Origin of the sequence: Alteromonas sp. 76-1 (assembly GCF_900654235.1) — a bacterium.
Lineage (GTDB): Bacteria > Pseudomonadota > Gammaproteobacteria > Enterobacterales > Alteromonadaceae > Alteromonas > Alteromonas naphthalenivorans.
Genome location: NZ_LR136959.1, coordinates 42,057 through 66,225 on the forward strand (window position 1 = coordinate 42,057; position 24,169 = coordinate 66,225).

Sequence of the window (24,169 nt, forward strand, 5' to 3'; positions counted from 1 at the left end):
GAAGGGCTTGTAGTTTGAAATGGCTAAACTGGGCTAGATAGCATGTAAAGGTTGCCGTATTTTCTTTAGAAAGCATTTTTTTGGATTACTAATGACCTAATATGATTGTTTTTGATGAAATTGGGTGGGTTATTGTTTATCCTGTAAAACTAAATTAGTTACAACGGTATGTATTGGATGAACAAAAAACAGCAAACTATTACCTCCATTTTAGCGGCTTGCATTTTATCTGCTTGCAGCGCGACAGATGAGCAAGCCAGCGCTCCGGTAGTAAAAGAAACAGTACCTAACACAGTCACTTATTCAAAGAAAATTGATTGGCCGGAAAATAATGCTAAGTTTTGTGCAGCAGTATTAGATCACGCGACGATTCAGTACGACGGTTTTAGAAAAGCTTATACCGACACTAAAAATGTGCCCAGATCGTATAGCCAAGGACAAGCAAGGCTAGAACCAATGCTAGGTTGGACTACCGGTTTTGTTGCTGGGAGTTTTTGGAATTTATATGAACATAATCAAAATCAAAGTTGGTTAGACACGGCAACTGAATGGACAACTGCGCTAGAGAAGAATCAATACAATCGCAAAACCCATGATATTGGTTTTATCATCTATGACAGCTTTGGAAATGGGCTGCGATTAACCGACAATAAAGAGTACGAGGCGGTTATTGTAAATGCGGCTAAAACCTTGATGGAACGTTACAACCCTAAAATTGGTGTTACCTATTCTTGGAGTTGGGGAACATGGGAATTTCCGGTTATTATCGACAACATGATGAATCTAGAGTTGTTGTATCGCGCATCTGAAATAACTGGTGACCCAGTTTACCGCGATGCTGCTATCAGCCATGCAACTATCACGATGGAACACCATTTCCGTGATGACTACAGTTCATTTCACTTAGTTAATTACGACAGAGAAACGGGTAAGCCTAACTGGAAACAAACATTCCAAGGTATTGCTGACGATTCGTCGTGGTCTCGGGGACAAGGTTGGGGACTGTATGGTTACACCATGTCATATCGATTTACTCAAGATGAAAAGTTCTTAGAACATGCAAAGGGTATCGCAAACTATATTTTAAGCCACCCGAATATGCCTGATGATTTAGTGCCTTATTTTGACTACGATGCGCCAAAACACGAGGGAACAACGTTGTACCGAGATTCGTCGGCAGCGTCGTTGGTTGCAAGTGCGTTGCTTGAGCTATCAACGTTTGTTGAAGGAGCCGAGTCAGAGCGTTATTACGATGCTGCTATGAAAATGCTGCGGACACTATCGTCACCAGCCTATCTTGCCAATATAGGTGAAAACGGCCACTTCTTGTTGAAACAGGCAACGGGTAATTTTCCTGCCAATGATGAGTTAAATTCAGCATTAAATTATGGAGATTACTATTACCTTCAGGCATTGAACCGCTGTAAGGCAATTTAACGCTACTGCTTTTAAGAGTGCTACTTAACCCGTGCTCTTTGCACGGGTTGTGTAATAAAGCTCGCGTAGTTTGTGCAAGTCGTTACTCAATCTATCAGACCTGATTAAAGATTTTGTTACTTCAAATTTGGCTTGTCAGTAAATATTATAAATATCTCTAAAGCTTTTCACGCCAATATCTTTCAAACACTGTGGGCAGTAACCCTTTTTGTATGGACTAAAAAGATTGTTCGGGCTACTTTCGAATGGATAGTGCCTGACGTCATGGCATTGAACAATTATTTTATCACTGCTGCATATCTCACCCTTTGTTCGGTTATCAACTTTGCTTTTGATACTAACGGGTTTTATCGATTCAAACCCAATCATGTCGGTAATATGTGCTGCACGCAGTTTTAGACGTGCAAACAATTGCTCTATATGTTTTTATTACCCGGAGTTGTTTTCCCCCTCGATAACGGCGCAACATAGGCAATATGCAAAAGTTGACGGATCGTTTTTCTCTGACTTTTGAAATAGCTTATCTAGAGAGTCAAAATACACGGGGTGCTCAATGCTGTGCATACCAATGATAGTGACTTCATTACATTGGAAAGGAATTTGGCCTTTAGACTTTATCCCATCTATAACAGATGCGTTTGGATGAAAGTTTCGCATGCGATGGATATGAACCTTCTCGTCATAAGTCTTGCCTGGCGGCAAGGGATAACAAATGTCAAAATAATGTCCAATGTGGACTACAACCGCCGTCTACGTTAATGACTGCTGCTAGCTCATAGCTGCCTATCAGGTGAACTTTATACGTCTATTAGAAAGCAAATAGAAGAATGCTAATCATGCATAGCCCCCTAATGAAATACTCTCTACAAAAACGAGTACATAACTCCCAAGTCCCATCTTCACCGCGGTCTCCGCCGTAACATTACCTAAAGCTGGCAAAGGAATGTTTCTGTACCAAGAGCATGCCTGATAAGGCCCCCCAGCCCAGGTACTAACGAGCATTATTACCTCTACAGCGTTGTGGAGTTTGGTTTGAATACTTATATTGCATCCTATCTTCTCATCTTTGAGCGATGTTTCTGAAACACCGAGGAGATCAGCTAACTCATCAAGCGAAAGACCGATTACTCTTGCTACATTTATCGGTATTATCTCGTTTTTATCATTGGATACTACTTCGAGTAAATTCATGTTGGTGTCTCCTATAAGAAGTAAAAATGGCGCTTAGGGCTGAAGTCATTTGTAAGCGAGCAATTCGACGAAGGTTATTCACAATAATCACAACATCATTGCCAAATAAATACTCGCCACTTTCAGTGGCCACGTGAGTATCTTCACTAAACGGATAAAATAGGGCTCTCTATTTAAATTTCTCACTTGACCTGCAAATAGAACCGGTGAAGTCAGCTCTCCTGAACGACCAATACCATATCTTGATACTATTTCTACTTTAGCGGCTCCTAACGTTTTGGGAACATGAGAGTCACAAGATGTCTTATCGGAAGAGAGAATGGAGTCAACTGGAAATACTTTTGACTAAGAAGTTAAAACTGGCTCATATATTAAGCCTGTTATGATATGAGGGAGCTTATATAGTTGGTCACTAGTACCAGAGCTTTGGCTTACAAAATAGCGCTTTGAGGTGTGAGAAAAACATAGCCGTTCTCCATCAATTATCTTTTGATGTTGTTTGACAATTTCACAACACAAGTCCATACCAGCTTCCTTTTCCGTCTTACATCGCTCAATCCACGTTAGTTAAGTGAAGTATTTTTACTTACACTCGCCGTTCGCATTCCAAGTTTTATAATCAACTCAAAAAGTAATAGTAGATTATAAAACCACTTGCCTACTCAAAGCCCTAAAATGAAATGATTGACACTATTATCATAATGATAAAAAAATCAATTAAATCATTCACTTGCTTTTATTTTTAACCTTTATTGTTGGAGATTGCAACTATAAAATATTTGCAACTTTGAGAGTGACGGAAAAAACATTTTTAACGCAAAATTGACTTCACAGGCTGGGGCGGTCACGACGATTAATTGAAAAAAATTATTAGCCGTAAAAAATATTATCGCTCCATAAATATGAGTGTGCAAAGATGACAAGAAGAGAAAGTTCTCTCTCTAGTTCATGTATAAATGATTCCGAGGCCTTTAAGATAGGGCGCAATATTCTTGAGAAATGGGGGTGTTTCGGTGGACGTAAATATGTCAATTAGGGTATTTCTAAGAACACGTTCAATAGCTATTGGGCAGGTTCATGCAGCTTAGTTGTAGGCGATGAGTAGCGTGAGCGAGTAAGTTTTGTAGTTAATATTTCTTACGTACTCAGATCAGTATTGACCAACTCTGAGAACGTATATGGCTTCATGGGATTGATAAATAACAACCCGTTTTTCGATGGTAGAAGCTCTTTGTCTACAATAGGAGCTGTAACTTCAATTCTTGGTATGAGGTGTGGAAGCGAACCAAACCAATAGCGTGGGAAACTGATTCAGTTACTTATAAAAAGATGAAATTTTTCTAATTCGACCTAAATGGGAGTACTTAATTGATACCCTTGAGTGCTTTATCAGTTCAGCGATTTGATGGTATTAAGGGCCCTATTAGCTTCGTTTCTGAAGCAATTATTAGGCTTAGTTGTAGTTCTTTTTTAACTGAACGAACCATGGGTACTCTGCTTCTACAGTTGTTTTCGAGATCTATTTCGCTACAAATTTGCTCATAAAATTCAAGGTTTTTGTAGTAGAGTTTGTTGTTCTATCTCTTACTTTTATTTAAATTTAACTCATTCTAAAGTCAATTAATAAAGATCATCTAATCCCTATACGTACTAAAGATTAGTTGGCTAGAGCACGAATTCGATAAGTCAGTAAAGGCTTAATATGAACGTCTTCCGATAGAAATATTTAGTGAATTTATAGATATTGTATAGCAATATTTTCAATGTAAAGTTGTAGCAATTCAGCGAAAGTTGTACAGATTATTTAGCTCGTTTCGAGCAAGGGCAGGAAGAAAATCACTTACTAAAAAAGTACATATTACTGTAATTGATGTGCTTTTATCTGGTGGGGGCGATGCTTATTTCTATCAATTATAGACGGAGAATGACTCAATATTTCAAAGCACGGGGCTAGACATTAAGCTATTTTCTTTTAATATAATTTTTAGTATAAAATTCATAATCCAGAAAGAATTATGTGTGAAAATAAGCTTTGTTTTCGATTTATTAAACGAAATTTACAAGTGTATTTTAGACAGGTGAATCGTGATTTTGGAGTGCCATTTAGGCTCCAAAAACCCTATATTTCATCGTCAATATGATTCAAATGCCAGCAACGCATTATCTAACAATTTTAGACTGTTCTGCCTAAACTTAATCTGTTAAGAATTCAGATACTTCAAACTATGCGGCAATATTTAACTGGTTGATTTATGAGCTGGTTGTTTTTTTCACCTAATGCGTTACCACTGAATCCGACAATATGAAGATTTTAATCCTCCTCCCCCCGTTACCACTGAAATTTTATCTTCAGTGGTAACGCATTGGTTCAATTAAGTGGTAACGCATAAAAAAATTAAGTGGTAACGCATTTCTCATCACCATATCAAGCTACTTAGTAAGCAATAAAACTACTTTCAAATTCTAATTAATGAATTTTTTATTCAAACTCAGGAAACCATTCTCGGCTTCATTGAGCTAAATTTTTTCAAGTGATTTTAAGGTATTTTTTTATATACTGAATTCTCACTAAGCGATATTGATTTATTTAAAAAATTGTCACAATATTCAAGAAGGATCTCAACCAAATTTTGCAGGAAAAATGTGAAGGAAAAAGAAAAAATTGCATTGTTTATTGATGCCGATAATGCGCCAGCAAAAAAGATAGAAACTATACTTTCTGAATTAGCTAGATACGGTGTAGTAAATATTCGTAAAGCATATGGAAATTGGAAGAGCCCGAATATAAAAGCGTGGGAAGAGGTACTTCATGAATTTGCCATTCAGCCTATACAGCAATTTGACTTAACAAAAGGTAAAAATGCTACTGATATTGCACTTGTAATTGATGCTATGGATGTTTTATATACTAAGGACATCGACTCGATATGCTTAGTATCATCTGATTGTGATTTCACGCCACTTGTTACTAGAGCATTGGCTGATGGGAAATTTGTGATTGGCTTTGGTGAACGAAAAGCGCCAAATGCATTTGTTAATAGCTGCTCGAAATTTTTGTATTTGGATGAAGAAACGAATGACGAAAAGCCGATTAAGAAAATAAGGCCGAATATGAAGAGAGACACCAAACTTATGAATATGTTGCGACAAGCTATAGATGCATCGGAAGACGATGAAGGTTGGGCGAATTTAGGGGCTGTTGGGAAACACATTTCTAATCATACATCGTTTGACCCTCGGAATTATGGGTTCAAAAAGATCAAAGATTTATTTATGGCAATTGACCTATTTGAAGTGACGACTAAAAATGGTGGTGGTACTTATGTGAGAGATAAGCGAAAAGCACGGGGGTGATTAACTGCTGTTTACTGTTCAAAGTGTCGAAATATTGGAAAGCATTACAAATCTCACGAACGACCGCTCACCCTAGAATGTCGCTACTGTTCACATTGCCTAATATGGTGCTTACCACCTTTTGAAAGCCGTAAATCGATACCGCCGTCAGCTCTACCTACTTTGTTCTCTTCTACTGAAAAAACTTTTCGTCCTCAACAAAAATACCTGTAGATATAAACTACGCCCATCGCCTGTACCTTCCGCGTCTTTCAGGAAGTAGTAAGCCTTGTTGTCTTTAAAAAAGACCACGGCTTTATCGAATACCGGACCTCGCTTGTGTTCGTAGATAGTAGTGAAGGTTTCTGAGTTGTCCTCAGCCTTAGCGATTGCCACACGGCCATTTTTCAACCCAGTAAGATAGACATCATCCCCGTTACTAAACAGTTGCCCACCAAACGGTACCTGAACGGTAGTGAAGTCCTTTTGCCCGAATTTGCGGAATGTGTGCAGGTTTATCTCTTCATTGAATTCAAGGTCTACTACTTTACTTATGAAGTGCTCATCGCCACTGTTTGTCACTGTGAAGTCAAATCCGTGAACAATGGAAACGTGGTTCTTTTTCTTTGTTTTAGCCCAGTCTCCAGGCTCCTCAATTTGGATGTGCTCAGAAATAGCTAATGGAATTTCAATTGGTTCAGCGTTCGCATTTTTCCAATCCGAGACACCATGAGGATCTTCAGAATAAGCGTAGTAGATACCGTTTTGATAAAGGTATTTATCTGACGTGTTTTTAGATCGTCGCTGAAACGCTATGCGAAACTTACCGCCGGTGTACTTGAAGTCACCGTACAACCCCCAGTTGTATTCGCTACCATGCTCTGAAGCTAAAACCTGGTTGAAGTCATAATATCCATGCCACTTTTTGCCATCGTATCGGGCAAAAAGCATTTTCCCATTTGCTGAAAACCCGTAGCGCATTTTCATAAACAAATCTCCATCCTTTCCTGTGAAAAAAGCAGGGTAGGTAAGAAGTTTTGTCGTATCGATGTCGTCTATGCCATCGAAGGCTAAATGCTTGTAGTGACCAGCACTGGAGTTGACAAATTGTGCCAAAGTAAACTTGTCGTCTGGCACTGAAGCCGCGCCTTCTAAAGAGTAAGAATAACGAAGATAGTCTTGAGAGAACGCTTCCACTCTGCCGTTGCGATGCATGTCGTAAAGCAAGTGAATCGTATCGTTTACGGGGCTTATGCCCACCGCAATAGTATTGTGCGTCTCACCTAACCACCATTTGCCTCTAAACCCTGTGTGCTGGTGGGGAAACTGAATGGTTTTAAGCACACCGGTTTTAGTATTCAGGCGTGAAAGCATGACATGTCGGTTGTTTTTGCCGCCCTTATACCACGTCATAAATACAAAATGCTTGTATACCTTTATGCAGTCACCGTGAGGGGATAGTGCATTGCCAAAAATATAATCGTAGCCATCTGGATTATTGTCAGTATGAGAGCCTTTAACTTTATTTCCGTTGAAAAAAAGCGCGTTGGGGGTCACTAGCACTTCCGTTTCTAATCCTACTGATGCATGGGCACTGAAATTGATTGATAAGCAACATAAGAGAGATAGCGAAACAAGATTGCTCTTAAACAAAATACCTAAATTTTGTATTTTTTTAGCTGAATATAGTAACAATTTCGAACCCTCTTATTTGAGTTTGCGCACGTTTTACACCCAATAATTTAGCGACATCTGGTTTAATATCAGCCCATCTGGAAAGTTTTTTTTGACAGTATTATGACTGTATTTGGTTATTATTGAGTGAAAATGGTTTTAAATAAATGTACACTGGTTGTAAGTGTATAGCGAGTAAATCCGATGAAATTAAATCTAAAAGTGAGTGGTGTAGCCCGTCAATTAACAACGTTAGCAAAAACTGTGGCGGCGCTCTCAGTGTTAACAGCCTGTGCTTCGAGCAATACCGCGACGGTATCCTCAGCCATGAGCAAAGCTAATGGGGTTTTTTTAGAAAGCCAGACAAAAATAACCAATGGCGCGCTTCATTTTGATGGCAAAAAGCTTAACCACAACACCTTTGAGAAGCCTTCCCTGGGGCCAGAGTATGATTATTTCTTTGGCAAGAATATTTCAGCTCACGGCGATGCCGTCAAACCCTATAAACACTACGTTTTCATGACGTGGTATAAGGGCGGAAAAGAACAGCGCAATGTTATGCTTTCTAGGTTTAACACAAAAACTGGCGTTGTAAAAACTATCCAGTTTCCCCATCGACACACAGGCTTTCGAGGAAATCCATTAGTAGGGGAGTCACACAACACCATAGGTTTAGCCGTGAGCCCTAAAAATGGCACCATTCATATGGTTTACGACATGCATGCCTATGTTGACGATGATGAGAGCGGCCGATTTAAAGGGCGGTTTGTTGATGACTTTTTCCGCTACTCTTTTTCCGTGCCTGGTGCTGCGGATGTACCGGATGACGAATTTACACTAGAAAAGTTTGTTAAAGACACCAGTGAAGTGAGTCAGGGGACTGATGATTACAAGCACTTGACCATGACAGGGAATTTAGAAGACAAAGATAATTTCTCTGCACTAACCTATCCCAAATTTTACAAGAGCAAAGAAGGCGAACTCTTGCATTACATGCGATGGGGCGGCAACAACAACGGCGCTTATTATTTCAATAAATACGATGCGCAAAAACAAGTGTGGACTCGCTTTACACCTTTTAATCACAAAGACCAAAAAACTCATGGCAATGCTTACAACTGGGGTTTATATGGTCAGATGAAGTATATAAACGGTAAGTTGCGCGTAGGGTTTCAACAGCGTAGCGCGAATAATAATGACCGTTATAAGTACCAAAATGGCGTTTACTACGCATACTCTGATCACCCAGATGGTTTAGGAGATTGGAAAAATGTAGATGGTGAAAACATGACATGGCCGTTGGTTGACTCTGATGAAATTAAGATCTTTGAGCCGGGCGATTACATTGATCACCAAGAACCCAATTCTGTTCATATAGTTCGAGGGTTCGATTGGACGGTTACTGAAAACGAAGACCTTCATTTTATTACTCACGTTAGGTCTACAAATACCAAGCGAAGTGATTACAAAGAGGTGTCGATACACGCCTTTAAACCAGCCAACGCTAAAGACTTCACGGTTACGACTGACTTTACTGGTGCCGACTCTATCTATACATCGGGTGATAGTATTTTCATTATTGGGCTTAAGAATGGCTACCCGTTTGTTGAAAAAGCGAAAGGTGGTACGAACGATTTTGAAGTGGTTTATCAGCAAGCCGCGGGTGTAAAGTTTGACCACGGCACTATTCACATTGAAAACGGAAAAGCCTATTACTATTTGATGGAGAAGGGCGCTGGAAACTCGCTACCGCTTCATCTACAAGTTATTGATTTGGGTGTTTCTAGGTAATTTGAAGCTTAATCAATTTGCCATGGTATTACCTAGAATAGTGTAGCGCCGCGAACGTTACACTAACGGAGAATCAGTATGAGTTGCTTTAAAAAATGCTTGGCCGCTTTATTGGCGGGTGCTTTGAGCTTCAATAGTTTTGCTGTGAATGTGTTAAAAGCTAATACAGAATTCAAAAAAGGAAATCACGCGGTTGCTTTACCTTTATATGAAGAAGGCGCGAAGCTTGGTAATGCTCATGCTCAGTATCAATTAGGCATTATGCATTTAAAAGGTCTAGGCGTTGAATCTAATACCGCTTCGTCTCTCATTTACTTGTCACTGGCGGCCGATCAGCGCTACCACAATGCGCAAAGTATCATCGCTCAAATACGCTCATCATTAGACGAACATGACCTGTCCCTTCTTGATAGCACTATAGAGGAAGAGCGAGTTGTTCATCAAAACTATCAGATCCAATTTCTGCCTGAGCTGAATCAACACAACATTGATGAGACAGTAACGTTTGGCGGAGAGAATGCTTTAACGCAAAAAGTGTATTTTGAAGAGTTAGTAGAGTTTCAGAACTTTGATGACGAGCTAGAAAACTCTGGTGGTTTTGATGATTTTGGCGGCGGTGAATCATTAGATGTTGCAATTGTGGTGAACAACCCCGGCTTTATGGTGGTAGAAAATGATGTGGCTAGTGACGGCTCTGTGCGATACATACGCGAAATTCAAAAATCTGGCAACACAAGACGTTTTCTCGATGCATATAAGCTATTCCCACTAGGGGAACCTGAGTTTGGTGATAAGTCGATTGAATTCGTCCATCGCGCTTATTTGGGCGCGGCAGTTAACGATCAGTTTTATCTAAACAATAACTTGCCTAAATTATATAAAGAAACCCGACGAATTCTGCGAGCAGCGAAGAACAAACCTTCACTAGAAACACTGTATCAATATGCAATGGCGTTGGTTATATTCCCTTGGATGGAAAATGAGGATGGCGAGACTGAAAGCTTACTCAAGCAGCTTGCGGAGAAAGGGCACCCGGGAGCCATGTATGAGTATGGCTTGCAGCTATATATACAGCAAAAAGAAATATCAGAAGCCGTCAGATGGATAACCAACGCGAGTAAGTATGGCCTATCAAGGGCTGAGTATCGATTGGGTAAACTACTACAGACTAGTCCTTGGGTTGTGAGCGATGAAAAAAAAGCGCTTTTCTGGTTTGAGTCTGCTGCAGAAAAAGGTGATGAGGCTGCAAGCCTTCACGTAGCTAAAATAAAACTTACCGCTGCTGACAAAACTCTACGGGATGTTTCAGGTGCAATACAACATTTGGAAGACATTGCGAGCTCTCAAAACCTCAACCCTGAATACCAATACTTACTTTCTATATCCTACCGACTTCGTCCAGAGCGTGACTTTAAGAAATCAGTAACGCTATTAGAAAAAGCTATCTCTATGGGCATGCGGACTAATTGGGATACCTCTGAGTGGCAGGCACTGCTAGCTAGAATGCTACAAGGGAATATATCGGTAACAGATCTGTAAACTTAACAACATTCACGTCGAGCGGAAAGATAGTGTTGATGTTACACAGCGTGAATATGCCGCCGTAGACCAATAAATAAGAATGCGGCGGCATTGTGTCAGGGGCGGCCAATACAAAGCGACACTACTCAAAGCCGCCAAAAGCCCAATCTATTCAAGCGTAAACTGGTCGATATTAGGGCCGCTTTCACCTACTGTTCTAAATTCTATATGATTGGCACCTTTTACTAACGTGAAGCTTACAGCATGTTCGTCCCACTTACTGTCCCAACTCCCGGTAGGCTCAAATTCAACCATAGTCACCTTCTTATTGTTTATATAGATAGCGAGAGGTCGCTTCGAGCTTTTGTCGTTGTGCGTGTATCGGAAAACAGCAGTGTATACGCCCTCAGCTCCATCGTTTTCGTGGTACCAGTACATAGTGCCTTCTTCGTTATTAAAGGTTCCATAACCGCCACCGTGGACCCCGTGAGCGCCGCGCACTGCTGCGGCACCTTGGCCATATTCAGCGCCTTCGCCCTGTAATGATAAGCCGCGACCAATCCACATGTTGGCTGAGCTTTCATCGCCCCAAAAGAGGCCAACACCCTGTCCGAATTCTTGTTTCATTTGCAAGGCAAGTCGGCCATTGATAAAGACATTTGCGTACACCGTGTCACCATCGTTTACAGCGAAAGGCGTAAGATAAGGTTTCATTTTTTCTTCATTGGGGTTGTTCACGCTATAAAGAACGTCTACTTGTTGTGAGGCGATGTTCGCAGTGTCAGTAATGGCGATAGTTTGCACATCAATAGCCACTTTATTTGATAGCCTCAACGCTTCATCACCCACTATGGCGCCTATAGTGACGAATTCTTGAGCGTCTGGGTAAGTCACTTCAATAAACGCTCTATTTTTTCCCATAAATAAATGTCGATAATTAGATTTTACACGGTTGGTATGCTCGTAAGGAGAGCCATTTTCTAGCGCTTTTGCTTTCAAACCTTCGCTAAAATGGTAATAGGTTCTATGACTGCCATAGGGGTAAAAATTGTTGTCCTTATCTACGGTTTCAGTAGTGATTATTTTCGCAGTATTGAAACCATTCTCGGCGGCATAAGTGTCCATGCTGTGTCTCAGACGAACAGGGGAGTCAGCGGTTTTAATTTCTTTCTCTAGAACCTTTTTACCGTTCTTATAACCTACTGCCCGTATTGAGCCAGGTTTCCAAGGTACGAACCATTCTGCTTGCATCTCATCAGCTTGTTTTCCCGGTTTATCACGGCCAAGTGATTTGTCATTTAGAAACAATTCGACTTCATCAAGATTAGAGTAAACCCATACTGGCACCAATGTACCTTCTTCCATCGTTGGATGTGTCCAGCTAGGAAGAATATGTAATGAAGGTTCATCTAGCCATTGGCTTCGATAAAAATGGAAAAGGTCTTTTTTAAAGCCGGCTAAATCCAATGCGCCACCCATAAACGCAATATAAGGCCAGCCACCGTGTGCTAACCCAGCTTCTCCGTGGTAGTCAAAACCTGTCCAACGAAAATGCCCTGCGTGGTGAGGCAAGTCACGTGCAAGCTCCCAGTTTTTACGAGCATTAATCCGAACTGTTGCGTTATCGTAAGATGAGTTGAGGTGCTGTTTTTGATTCGACCATTTTTTGGGATCTTTCCAGTCGTAAAAGAATATCTCCTTTTCTGTGATATCAGGTAATTCGAAGGTATCGCTTTTGGGGCCGTCTCGCCACCATGTCTGAGTGCGATAATACCCTCGGGTCTGCCACGTGTGAGGTGCTTCCGTTGATATAAAAGGTCGGTCGAACCGTCGTTCGAAAAAGCTCTTGTTCTCTGAACCACCGTTAATACCTATTACATCTAGCCCTTCTTTATTGGTAGAGCCAGAGGTAACAAGTCGAGTTGGGTCATGCTTTTTCACTGCTGCCGCGAGCTCTGTAACAATGTCACCGTGCGTCTCATTACCTACACTGTAAATGATGATTGAAGGGTGATTTCTATTGCGTGTAACCCACTCGGTTAAGTCTTTCTCCCACCACTCATTGAAATGATATCGGCCGTAGTCGTGACGAGCTTTTTGTTTCCATCCGTCAAATACTTCATCCATCACCATTATGCCTAGCTCGTCACACAGCTCATAAAACATGGTGGGGTAGGGGTTGTGCCCGGTACGAATGGCGTTGACTCCCATTTCCTTTAGAAGGTTTAGTTTCCATCTTAGAAGTGGCTTCGTCCAAGCGCCTCCAACAGGCCCTCCTTCATAGTGTTCGGCCACGCCCTGAATCTTCACATTTTCGCCGTTTATCCAAAAGCCCGTATCTGTTTTCCATTCGATATCTCGAACGCCAAATTTTGCAGTTTGAGAGTCAATAACTTTTCCGTTATCTAAAATAGTTAGCGCTAACCTATACAGATAAGCATTATGCGGATTCCAGCGTTTAGCACCGAGCAAGTCGAAAGATAGCGCATACGCCGTCTTTTCATTTACGACTCTGCTCACGTTTTTAAGCGAGATGAGGTGCGTTAATATCTGTTTATTATCTTGATCGTATAGAGCGTACCGAAGCTCATACTCAGAAATATTCTGGGCGTTGTCATTTACTTCAAAGCTAACGGCGACCTCTGTTTCTTGGCCGACGCTGGGAGTATGGATAAATAACGAGTTATGTTTAACATGAACAGGGTTGAGGATTGCTAGTTTGACTGGTGCATAGATACCGCCTGGGTGATACCACCTGGCTGATGGTTGCAGTTCGTTATCTACTCGCAAGCTAATAACATTGTCTCCCTGCTTTAAATACTTGCTTAATTCATATTGAAAACTGATGTAACCATACGGTCTATTCCCAAGATGGTGCCCGTTAATCCACACCTCACTGTTCATATACACGCCATCGAACTGAAGCCAGATTTGTTTACCTTGCCAGCTTGCGTCATACGCGAAATGCTTTCTATACCAAGCCGTCTCGCCTCCGTGATAGCCACCTGACTGCCCTTGAGAACCCGACTTATTCACACCTTCCTCAAATATATAGTCATGAGGTACGTCTAGCTTTTTCAAACCGCTATCGTTGAAGTTTTCATTTTTATAGATTTCATTGTCATCAAGCTTAAACAGCCAGTCTTCATTGAAGCTTATGGTTTGCCTTGCTGCGTTTGCAGCAAATTCTTCGGCTGATAGTAGGGCGCTAGATAAGGTCAGAGCCAAAAGCAAAAAGCATGTTAGGCGGGTATTATTTGAAACATTGCGCGTCATTGTTATGGCCCTTGTTTAAGCTATATAGAAATTATGCTGCTACCTAAAATGCTTACTTAGCTTACCGAGGCGCTACATCTTGATAAGTCGCTTCAGTCGCATCAGTCATACGTATTTCGTCGAGATACAAATAATGGTCGCTCTTCATATCGCTCAGGTCACCATTAAAATACATCCCCCATGATGGGTAGATCCCTTTGTCATCGTTATAGCCAAATCGAATGTTGTGCTTATCCAGTACCTTTTTACCATCAATCCATAGTTCTAAAATTCCGGTGCTATCCTCTGAATAGTCAACTCTCGCACGAAGGACGAAATCGACCCAGCGGTCTAAATAATCTTGTTTACTTCCAGGAATTTCGAAACGGGTGGTGCCGTCACCTTGTCGCGTAGGGCTGAGTTCATACGGATCCCATTTCCAAGCGCCACGCATGCCCTCTGGCGTGAGTGTTAAGCTAAAAGGTGGATTGCGAGAGTGCTCTTTGAGGCGCTTATCTGCGCTTCCGTGAATTTGGAAAAATAACCAGTCGTTTGGTTCATCTTGCGTACCTTCGCTTGGGAAGTAGAAGCTGAAGCCGTACCATGCTTCGGCACCTAAAACTTTGCTGGTCTTAAAACCGTGAAACATCGCTTTTCTATCTACGTTATCTAACTTTTGAGGGTCTCCGTTATAAGAGGCGGGCGCTTTGTGCTTCCAATATAATTTCGCTGAGTAATCACCACTGCGTACAATATTCTGCTCCAGGGAAAACGCGGAGTTAGTTTGTAGCTGGTTAAACATGAAGTTTTTCGCAAGCGAATTGTCTAGCCCTGGTGTAAAGCCGCGAGGCGAGGCCGCATTCCAACCCCCATTTTCGAAAGATTCGTAAAACGATGGGGCTTCAGTAGAAGTCTTCGCACCGGCAGAGGTAACCTGACTCGGTGACTGAAACGCACCATCATGCCAAAGGTATAAACGTTGGGCGGCCCCTTTTTTAATATTTAAAATAACACCTTTGCTAAGTCCAGCATCATCTTTGATTGCTTCCATCTGTATACGCGCATTATCAAGTGCTAAATGCGCCTTAATGACTTTCCAGTTAGTACCGTTTTTACTTTCCACAGTGGAAAAATAAGTTGTGCCATCTGCGTCGCGATACACGGTAACAGCGGTGGGCTTACCTGATGGCTTACCTAACACTATCAAATCGAGGATATTAGAAATTGGCTTGTTTTCTTCATCTTTTAGCGTTCTGTTTACCGTATCTGGCATAGGTAAACTATGTTGCCATTGACCATTGGTAAAGGCTGCCATTCGCCACTCGCGGTAAGCTTTAGTGCGGGCCTCGTAAGCCACTGCTGGCTGACCACTTTCTAAAATGACTGGAGAAGTACCAAATGGCGTTTCCTCTCTATCTGTTGAATCGAACGCCAGCATTTTGTCGTTCGCCACATCAATTGTGATCGGAAGGTCAATGTTTTCACCTTGCGCGTTAAAGAATAGCCCGCTGGTTGTATCTAAACGCATGTAATAGGCGTTAATGCGGGCATAAGTCTCTTTATTGTGAACTTCTAGAAAGTTACATTCATGCCATAAAAAGCTAATGGCAATTTCAGTATCTGAAATCTTAAGTGGGTTTATATAAAACGTATCAACGTTAATGGGCTCATCTGATTGCGGGGTAGGCCAGGTAATTACGACAGGCGCTTCAAATTGCTTCGAGCCTGCTGGCATTTTATAGTATACCCACGGCGATTTATGCGTACCCGCTCGAGTGAAAAGGTAAATATCCCCGTTCCCCATTTTGTAGCTTTTGGTATAAGACGCAAAAGGAGATATATCGTCAACGTACTCAAACTCGCTAATATCATAGGGCTTTTTAGAGACAACATGCAGCATTCTACCGCCGGCATGAGGGGTATCTATCGACAATGGATTCAACCCGTCTTCTCTTTCGCCACCATGCCCTCCATAGACAATATGAAGGTAGCCGTTGCTATCCATTTCTATAATTGGGCGGCCGTGACTGTCTATCTTTCTATCTCCCTTTGATAGGGTACTTTCAGCGGCTTTGAAAGGCCCTTTCCATTCTTGGGTTACAACATTATAGCTGGCGACGTATGGGTCAGTTAACTTCCCTTGATAGGTGATATATAGCGTATCCCCATCAAGGTATTGCCATCCGCGATGAGGGTTTCCAGGCAAGTTTTCAGTAAAGTGACCGTCTGGTAATTTTAAAAGGTCATTAGGAGTCGCTTTCTTTGGACCTAAGTCTTCTTTTACTAATGGATAAATGTCTTCGAACTGGTTTTTGTCTCTGAACTCGTCATAAATTTGTTGATATTCCGGATACTGTCCATAGAGGTACTGATCAATTCGCCACTGCCAGTATTGTTTACTTGCGGGGTCCGAAGGTGCTATTTGTGCAGTTAAGGCTGAAAAAACGTTGTCGGTTTTAGAGTATTTGGCAATCAGAGCTGTTCTTTGGGTGTAGAAGTCATTTTCCGAAGTCGTTTTTTCGGGGCTCTGTGTTGGGGCGCAAGCCGCGGTTAAAAAGCTTAACGCCAGCCCCATAGCTACGCTTTTGAATAAACCAGTGCTTGGTAAGCGAGCTGTTGGGGTGTTCTTCTTAGTCTTCATTTTATTTTATCTCGATGAGAGTCATCATCGTTGCCCTATTCTTCTGTTTTAAAGACAGCGATGTTGAGTTATATTCAATCATATGTAATCACAATGTAACAAAAACAGTCGCCATGAATCAAAATCAATTTGTTTTTTTGTTAAAAAATGTCGTTACCTTATATTTTTTCATAGTAATTGCTTTTATTGCCACTCCGTTGAAAACGCTGGCGCAGTCTGCTTTAGAGTCGGACTTCGTTTCGCCTGCGCCATCATATCTTCCGAAAACGTGGATGCATGCGATGAACGGCAATATAAGTAAAGAAGGGTTTAACGAAGACTTTAAAGCTATGCGAGATGCCGGCATTGGTGGAGCAATTTTTTTTCATGTTCACAGGCGTAACAGACCATACTCATCGCACGGCCCTGTTCGATTCGGTACTGATGAGTTTTACGAGCACTTACTTCACGCTGCAGCTCAAGCCGACAAACAAGGTATTGAGTTTGGTATTCATAATTCAGACGGATGGACATCTAGCGGCGGCCCGTGGGTAACACCAGAGCAATCAATGAAGCGAATAACGTGGTCAGAGCTAACGGTAAGCGGTAATCAAACCTTAGTTCCCCCTCAACCTGGCTATGCGGAACAGCTTTATCGCGATGTTGCCGTAATCGCCATACCCAAAGATAAGTATGCTTTAGGTAATAGTTTTAGTAATGCTCAGGTTACTGCATCAGACACTAGCCTAGACGTTAGCGTTTTAAAAGATAGCGATTGGGACACAGAATTAACCTTTTCCAAAAATGAAGAAGACGCTTATTGGGTACAAGTAGAACTGGATGAGCCATCGACACTTAGAAGCCTGCAGATTGAAACCCCTAATCGACATGGTGATGCTTCTCTCTGGATATCTGATGACGGAGAGAATTTTCGCAGCGTTGTAGAAAAACTACGTAGGCCAAGAACTGGCGCTAGAATGTGGGCTTTCAGCCCGCAACTGGTTACTGATAAGAATGATGGTTTTAACGCCAAGTATTTTCGCGTTGTATTTGACAAACCTATCGCAATCAAACGTTTTGACTTGTGGTCAACGCCGCGCATAAACCATTGGCTTTCAATGAACTCGATGGAGCGAGGAAAACTTAGCTTAACACCGAGCATAGCGCAAGATGCAGTAATACAGCGTGATGACATTGTGGTGTTGAATAGAGGAGAACTGCCCCAGGAAGGGGTTAAAATTCCCGATGGCGACTGGCAAATTTTGCGCTTTGGCTTTACCAGCACGGGGGCTTTTAACGTACCTGCTACTGTTGAAGGAGAGGGCTTAGAAGTTGATAAATTTGACGCTAAAGCCTTGCGTTATCATTTTGAACAATTTGTTGGAAAAGTGATGGAAGGAGCCAAAGATGCCGGTATCGAATCACTCAAAACGGTAGAGATTGATAGCTACGAAGTGGGTGGCCAAAACTGGACTGATAATATAGCAGAAAGTTTTCAACAAAAGTTTGGATATGACTTTATTCCTTGGCTACCCGTTATGACAGGGCGAGTTGTCGAATCGCCTGAACATACGGGCGCCATTTTACAAGAATTTAGACAGCATCAGTCAGACCTAATGGTAGAAAACTACTTTGGTGAATTTACCCGTTTAGCAAATGAATATGGGCTTGAATCCTATATTGAGCCTTACGGATGGGGGCCCTTTGACGAACTCGCTGCAGGTGGAAAAGCAGACCGTTTAATGGGTGAATTCTGGGTACGCGAGCAAGAGTATAACGGTCGCATTATGGCTGCCATTTCGTCAGCGCATATCTATGGTAAGAAAGTGGTATCGGCTGAGTCGTTCACATCAATCAACACGGTAAATTGGTATGGGCATCCTTACTTCTACAAGCACTACGGTGACGAAATGTGGGCGCGGGGCATCAACGAAACCATGTTTCATCGATTTGCTCACCAGCCCAATAATTATATAAAGCCCGGCATGACCATGGATTCTATCGGTTCTCATATCGATAGAACGCAAACATGGTGGAATAATGGCGGCAAAGCGTGGTTCAAATATTTAGCCAGAGGCTCTTATTTACTTCAACAAGGCGTACCAGCGGCAGACTTCCTTGTGCATTTAGGGGATGTGGCGCCGCTCAGAGTGGGTAACGCTAACAATACTTCTGTGCCCAATGGTTACGGCTACGATTACACCAATACAGATGTTTTAGTTAACCGCGTAAGTGTTAAAGATGGCATGTTAGTACTTCCCGAGGGTACCAGCTACAAAGCGTTACATTTGTACAAAACCGAGTATTTACACTTTAAAACGCTGCAGCGCATTGAAGAGCTAGTCGCTGCAGGTGCAACTGTTATTGGCGACAGGCCCAGACATGTTATTGGTTATAGTGAGTGGGCGAAGCAAAATGAGTTCGACCATATTGTGAAGTTGCTTTGGGGCAGTAAAGAGAATGAAGCGCCTAGTTTGAATCGCTATAAAAAAGGGATCGTCAGCAGCTACTCCTTAGAAGAATCAATCGACGTGTTGGAAATGACGCCTGATTTGGAAATTAATGGCGAACCAGCACAGTTTTTTGCGCACAGACGCATTGGGCCAAACGATCTTTATTATTTCTACAATGACGACCCTGAATTCAAACATGTCGAAATAAGTCTACGTGAGGGAAAGGGGACGCCGGAAATATGGAACGTAGATGATGGCACCATAGAAAAAATTAAAGACTACCAATTAGACAATCCAAGGCTGACAACAACACTACCTCTAGAGCCTTTTGCATCCAGGTTTATTCTTATTCGACGTGATGGCAACAAACCGGAATATAACGGTGTTCACAGTAGCGTAGTCGATGACTATTACGCACAACGAAGCCGCCACAATATTATGAGTACGTTTACCAAGCCATGGACTGTGGAATTTGACCCAGTGTGGGCTGGGCCGGGCGAGGTCACATTTAATTCACTTATAGATTGGAAAGACAGTGATATAGAAGGGATAAAGCACTATTCGGGTACGGCAAACTATCAAACCACTTTTCAAATAGACAGCACTCAACTAGCAGAAAGAGGGCCTGTTTACCTCGACTTGGGTGATGTGCAACAAATTGCAGAAGTAACGGTGAATGGCCAATCGTTTAATACATTATGGAAGCCGCCATTTGTGATAGATATTCGAAACGTACTTAAACCTGGTGAAAACACCTTGCACGTGTCGGTAACGAATACATGGGTTAATCGACTGATAGGTGATGAAGCACTTCCCGACACCAGCGGTTATTCGATGACTGGCGATACCGTGCCGTGGCTGGTTGAAAATAGACCTCCACCTCAAAGTCAGCGTGTCACTTTCACCGGATTTAATTTCTTTGTTAAACAGCCGAAAAAGCTGCAACCATCAGGCTTGATTGGACCTGTAAGGCTTTTAAAGATGAAAGGGATGTCCGGTGAGAAAACTCAATAGAGCCAGCCGTGCATTGGCTTGTTGCATAACATACATGCACGCGACAGCCCACAAAAGGTTGCCGAACTACTACCTTACTATTTAGATAAAAACACACAGCATCAAGCTTCTTTGAAGATGATTGCCAAGATGTTTAAAGAGCCCGGAGAGCTTTGGCCTGAATCAATCAGCTATTTTAAACACGTGACTTCTTTAAGTGTGCACTTGATGACTTTAATAGTCCGTAAATACCCTCAATACAAAGTTGGTAGTCTTTATAGCAACATCCCTCAGTCATTAACTGTGATGTAAAACTTACAGTTTCCTAATGATGGCTATCCGTATTTTGGCGACACTAACCGCTTTATGGATGTTTATTGTCAAGCGTATGAAATGGCGTTGCAACTGGCTAAACTTAACGGCAATTGAGAACAGATAACGCATTTTTCGGGTGTGTTGCGGGCAAGTATTCAAAATGGCGAGTATGAAACAGGCACGTTACCCGAAAGAAACTATTATTTCATTACAGACCACCTTCATAAAAGTGTTCCAAAGTAACGCGTCCCTCATCTGCCACCGAGGTGCCCCTATTGCTCAGCTCGCGCGCGCCTTCGGCTGGTTGGCAGGGCGGACCTGCAGGGTGGATGCCACTTTGTTGTGTCCGCGGGAGGGTTTTAAGGCTGCTTTTAGATGAAGGTGGTCTGTAAATATAATACAATAGGGTGTGTTGATAATTGATAAGAGGATGGGGTCATGGTGAATGACTTTGCGCGCTTTAATTGCCTGCTCACCAATTTAGATGAATTGTACGAGTCACTTTACAGTGCAATGCGGTTATCGCCCACTGCTTACTTTGCGAATATTGATTACGTCACCAAAGAGGACTTCAAGGCTTTCTCAGCTGGTGAGCTTATGCTTGATCACTGTGATATGTTCAATGTCCAAGCCCAAATACGTTGTCTTAATGCCTTAAAGTGCTTCCATCGCCCATCTCATGATATTACAGGCCGGCTAGCGGGTAAATATCCTGGTATTTTACTGCTTGAGAACCATGAAGACGTCATTGATACCATTATCGCCATTAACAGTACTAAGACGGCTATAAAACACTGCGTGCAAGATAGAAAGCCCGATGGCTCACACGGGCGTAATCATTTACAGAAACATGAGTTCTTACACCAGCATCGTGGCGCCGAAATTATCTCTTATCAGCTGTATCGGCATATCGACGTCATTAACTGTCGGCCTGATACTGATACCGTGCTTAAAAGCGTGAATTTTTATTGGGCCTACAAGAACGCAGACCAACGTTTACTGCCTGATAGAGCAAAAAAGTACCTTTACAACCGTAATACGGGCCTAAATGATGAGCAGCTAAAGACGCTATCGCGACGTATTGACGATACCCAGCATAGTCATCGTTTTTACGTGCGTAAATCGCGCAATGCTTCAGTGAATTTGTCTCTGTACTACGGCGCACATGAAGGAAAGCCAGTTGTGAATACAGTTAATGCTGCACAGCCGATTATTCTGTTCGATTATGACGATGTACCAACTATCAGACCATTGTCGGCTCATGTTCCAAATAAGCGTCGGGAAAATCGGAAAGGACACCCTTGGGTGTGTTTAAACAAGGCGGCAAACCTATTTACACGTCCAATTACCGATGCAGATAGGGCAAGAGAAAATACCTCGCCTGATAAAGTATGACGTCCACTATTTTATATAAAGTTAATTCAGTTAAAAATTAAATTTGTAATTCATTCACGCATGATAATTACACTTATCATGCGTGAATGAATACTTACTTAAATCTCATCAGCATGTTAGTCAAAATAAAAACATGGCCAATTTACATTAGTTTCCTATCCTCATTTTTTAAATTCATATCACCACTACAGCGAATGTAATGCGGCCTAAATTTGACCTGTACTATCATTGAATCAGGGAAACTATCACGAATTGAATCCATTTTTTTTACTAATAGTCGATCGCGACTCTCAACTCTATTCTTATTGCATGTCACATTTACTGCGACCATTGGTACTGGCTTATTATTTGCGCGAATGTTATCTATCGTTTCTCTTGGGGAATTGAATAGTCACCATTATTACCCCTTGCTATTAAATTGACTACACTATTGTACAAATCGGACTGGCTGAGCGCTTCTTTGCGCGGATTACCGGTGCGCTTCTTTGATTGTTTTGCTGACCCCCACCCTTCATTAAAGGCTAGTTCGATAATAAGTGACAAGCGTTCTCTATCGTGATTTTTAAGACGCTTTGCAAAACTGTCAATCATCACCTCAGTACCATTGAAACTATCTTCAGCTAGCTGTGCTTTAGCTTGATTGACATCGTGTTCATAGTCGCGATAGTCCGGTGACAGTAAAAAATCTAGCGCTTCTTCTAATGTTTCCGCACCAACAGAAATCTTGAATTTCTCTAGCATAGTTAAATAGGTTTCTTTTAACTGAATATTTTTAATTCCAGTTTTCTGCCTATGTTTATGCGCCCGAAATCTATTTTGTAAGCTTTTAATAGCCTCTTGATTTATATATTTACGTAAGCTGATATACGTATTTTTTGGAATTGATTTATCTATTTCAATATCTGATGAATTTAACTTTTCGCCATCAATGAAATCATTTTCAGTTAACCCATTCAAAAACTTATCAAGATTTTTCGAAAGGTAATCTTGCCAAATCTTATCTTCTTTCACTGATTAATCCTTAAAGCGTTACTTATAACGCTTTATATCACGGCGGTAACTGCCCTGCAAAACAAATTCATTTTAAGCGTTATATGTAACGCAACGCTTGCAATACAAACGGAGAGCTTCTATTATTATAGATAATTACAGTTATCTGTAACAATGAAATTATTTTAGAGCTATCCCAACTTAATTTGTATAAGTGGTGTTTGAAATGAATACTGACATGACGTTGTTCGGTAATTTTTCTTTAGATGAAAAAGACCGTAATATCGCGATGCAAAATCTTACTGAGCTGCGGGACACTGTTTGGGAAACCATGTCGTCTAATACGCGCAAGGCCTATCAAATTGATTTTAATCAGTACCTCCTTTTCTGTAAGCGTCACGAGATGCCAGCGCTTGCTAGTGATTGGAAAGTGACGAAAAATTCCTGCCAAGCATATTTTGATGATTTAATGAATTCTAGCCTTAAGCACCATACGATCAAAAGGAAGTTGGCCTCAATCCGCTTTTTCATTGGCGTTAGTGAACTACCCGACCCATGGAAACACTCTAAGCTATTTTCACGGTACATAAACGGTAAGTTAAAAGAGAAACCTGCGGCTCAAAGGCAAGCCAAGCCACTCAAGTTAGGAGACGTGCGTAAAGCGACTAAGCTACTGAACATCGACACGCTGCTTGAGTTAAGAGATGCTGTCTTAATAAATGTTGCTCTAGATACCCTATTTCGAGCTTCCAACATTCAAACTATCGATGTGAAGCATATAGATTGGGAAGCAAAAACGATATTCGCACCTCGATCAAAAACAGACCCAACCGGCGAGGGTCACTTTGGTTATCTATCCGATGAAACAGCAGAGTTGTTATCCAAATGGTTATTCAAAGCTGATATCACTGAGGGCTTTGTATTTAGAAAATTGTCACCAAAGCATACGGTTCAAAAAATGCCTATGCAGTACCAAGCACTGCTAAAGCGCTACGAGGCTGTAGGTTTGGTCATAAATGCAGATGGAAAATTTACTTGTCATAGTACTCGTACTGGGGGGGTGTTGACGTTAATGGAAGCAGATGTACCTATTGCTGAAATAGTATTATCCGGAAATTGGAAAACTGAAACGATGGCTATACGCTATGCGCAGCAATATCAAGCTGGTAAAACAGGTATGGCCAAAGTTAGGTAGCTCTTA

At 41.6% G+C, this 24,169-nt stretch carries 12 protein-coding genes; 7 read left to right on the plus strand and 5 right to left on the minus strand.

Features of this window, described 5'->3' with window-relative positions:
* Nucleotides 1-177: 177 nt before the first annotated feature.
* Nucleotides 178-1,437, plus strand: coding sequence for a glycoside hydrolase family 88 protein (locus tag ALT761_RS20285; protein WP_129740734.1), 1,260 nt, complete (start codon nt 178-180; stop codon nt 1,435-1,437).
* An 834-nt stretch (nt 1,438-2,271) separates the two neighbouring features.
* On the opposite strand, the gene ALT761_RS20290 is transcribed toward ALT761_RS20285, so the two are convergent.
* Entirely contained in the window at nt 2,272-2,628 is a 357-nt protein-coding gene (locus ALT761_RS20290; RefSeq protein WP_129740735.1) for a hypothetical protein, read from the minus strand.
* 2,643 nt (nt 2,629-5,271) lie between these two features.
* Between ALT761_RS20290 and ALT761_RS20295 the strand changes: the two genes are divergently transcribed.
* Nucleotides 5,272-5,982, plus strand: a complete 711-nt coding sequence (locus ALT761_RS20295; RefSeq protein WP_129740736.1) for an NYN domain-containing protein — start codon at nt 5,272-5,274, stop codon at nt 5,980-5,982.
* A 153-nt stretch (nt 5,983-6,135) separates the two neighbouring features.
* On the opposite strand, the gene ALT761_RS20300 is transcribed toward ALT761_RS20295, so the two are convergent.
* The gene (locus ALT761_RS20300) at nt 6,136-7,518 is read right to left on the minus strand and encodes a BNR-4 repeat-containing protein (protein WP_232043620.1); all 1,383 of its coding nucleotides are present in this window, start codon (nt 7,516-7,518) and stop codon (nt 6,136-6,138) included.
* Between the two features lie 321 nt (nt 7,519-7,839).
* Between ALT761_RS20300 and ALT761_RS20305 the strand changes: the two genes are divergently transcribed.
* Both ALT761_RS20305 and ALT761_RS20310 read left to right on the plus strand, forming a co-directional pair.
* A complete protein-coding gene (locus ALT761_RS20305; protein ID WP_129740737.1) occupies nt 7,840-9,426 on the plus strand; it encodes a BNR-4 repeat-containing protein in 1,587 nt (528 codons plus the stop codon).
* Nucleotides 9,427-9,504: 78 nt separating this feature from the next.
* Nucleotides 9,505-10,965 (plus strand): tetratricopeptide repeat protein, encoded by a 1,461-nt coding sequence (locus tag ALT761_RS20310; RefSeq protein ID WP_129740738.1) that lies wholly within the window; start codon nt 9,505-9,507, stop codon nt 10,963-10,965.
* Between the two features lie 150 nt (nt 10,966-11,115).
* On the opposite strand, the gene ALT761_RS20315 is transcribed toward ALT761_RS20310, so the two are convergent.
* Together ALT761_RS20315 and ALT761_RS20320 are read right to left on the minus strand one after the other, a co-directional pair.
* Nucleotides 11,116-14,223 (minus strand): glycoside hydrolase family 2 TIM barrel-domain containing protein, encoded by a 3,108-nt coding sequence (locus tag ALT761_RS20315; RefSeq protein WP_129740739.1) that lies wholly within the window; start codon nt 14,221-14,223, stop codon nt 11,116-11,118.
* Between the two features lie 61 nt (nt 14,224-14,284).
* Nucleotides 14,285-16,843 (minus strand): heparin lyase I family protein, encoded by a 2,559-nt coding sequence (locus tag ALT761_RS20320; protein WP_232043621.1) that lies wholly within the window; start codon nt 16,841-16,843, stop codon nt 14,285-14,287.
* A 113-nt stretch (nt 16,844-16,956) separates the two neighbouring features.
* Here ALT761_RS20320 and ALT761_RS20325 point away from each other — a divergent pair, with 113 nt between their 5' ends.
* Together ALT761_RS20325 and ALT761_RS20330 are read left to right on the plus strand one after the other, a co-directional pair.
* Nucleotides 16,957-20,289 (plus strand): glycosyl hydrolase, encoded by a 3,333-nt coding sequence (locus ALT761_RS20325; RefSeq protein ID WP_129740740.1) that lies wholly within the window; start codon nt 16,957-16,959, stop codon nt 20,287-20,289.
* Nucleotides 20,290-21,021: 732 nt separating this feature from the next.
* A complete protein-coding gene (locus ALT761_RS20330; RefSeq protein WP_129740741.1) occupies nt 21,022-21,978 on the plus strand; it encodes a DNA replication terminus site-binding protein in 957 nt (318 codons plus the stop codon).
* A 363-nt stretch (nt 21,979-22,341) separates the two neighbouring features.
* Here the strand turns inward: ALT761_RS20330 and ALT761_RS20340 are convergent, their stop codons facing one another.
* Nucleotides 22,342-22,989, minus strand: coding sequence for a hypothetical protein (locus ALT761_RS20340; RefSeq protein WP_129740742.1), 648 nt, complete (start codon nt 22,987-22,989; stop codon nt 22,342-22,344).
* Nucleotides 22,990-23,194: 205 nt separating this feature from the next.
* Between ALT761_RS20340 and ALT761_RS20345 the strand changes: the two genes are divergently transcribed.
* The gene (locus ALT761_RS20345) at nt 23,195-24,163 is read left to right on the plus strand and encodes a tyrosine-type recombinase/integrase (protein ID WP_129740743.1); all 969 of its coding nucleotides are present in this window, start codon (nt 23,195-23,197) and stop codon (nt 24,161-24,163) included.
* The last annotated feature ends 6 nt before the right edge of the window (nt 24,164-24,169 follow it).

What these genes read in the sequence shown, in the direction of transcription:
- ALT761_RS20285 (WP_129740734.1), top strand. Translation starts at nt 178, where the DNA reads ATGAACAAAAAACAGCAAACTATTACCTCCATTTTAGCGGCTTGCATT.
- ALT761_RS20290 (WP_129740735.1), bottom strand. Translation starts at nt 2,628, where the DNA reads ATGAATTTACTCGAAGTAGTATCCAATGATAAAAACGAGATAATACCG.
- ALT761_RS20305 (WP_129740737.1), top strand. Translation starts at nt 7,840, where the DNA reads ATGAAATTAAATCTAAAAGTGAGTGGTGTAGCCCGTCAATTAACAACG.
- ALT761_RS20310 (WP_129740738.1), top strand. Translation starts at nt 9,505, where the DNA reads ATGAGTTGCTTTAAAAAATGCTTGGCCGCTTTATTGGCGGGTGCTTTG.
- ALT761_RS20315 (WP_129740739.1), bottom strand. Translation starts at nt 14,223, where the DNA reads ATGACGCGCAATGTTTCAAATAATACCCGCCTAACATGCTTTTTGCTT.
- ALT761_RS20320 (WP_232043621.1), bottom strand. Translation starts at nt 16,843, where the DNA reads ATGAAGACTAAGAAGAACACCCCAACAGCTCGCTTACCAAGCACTGGT.
- ALT761_RS20325 (WP_129740740.1), top strand. Translation starts at nt 16,957, where the DNA reads ATGAATCAAAATCAATTTGTTTTTTTGTTAAAAAATGTCGTTACCTTA.
- ALT761_RS20330 (WP_129740741.1), top strand. Translation starts at nt 21,022, where the DNA reads ATGGTGAATGACTTTGCGCGCTTTAATTGCCTGCTCACCAATTTAGAT.
- ALT761_RS20345 (WP_129740743.1), top strand. Translation starts at nt 23,195, where the DNA reads ATGAATACTGACATGACGTTGTTCGGTAATTTTTCTTTAGATGAAAAA.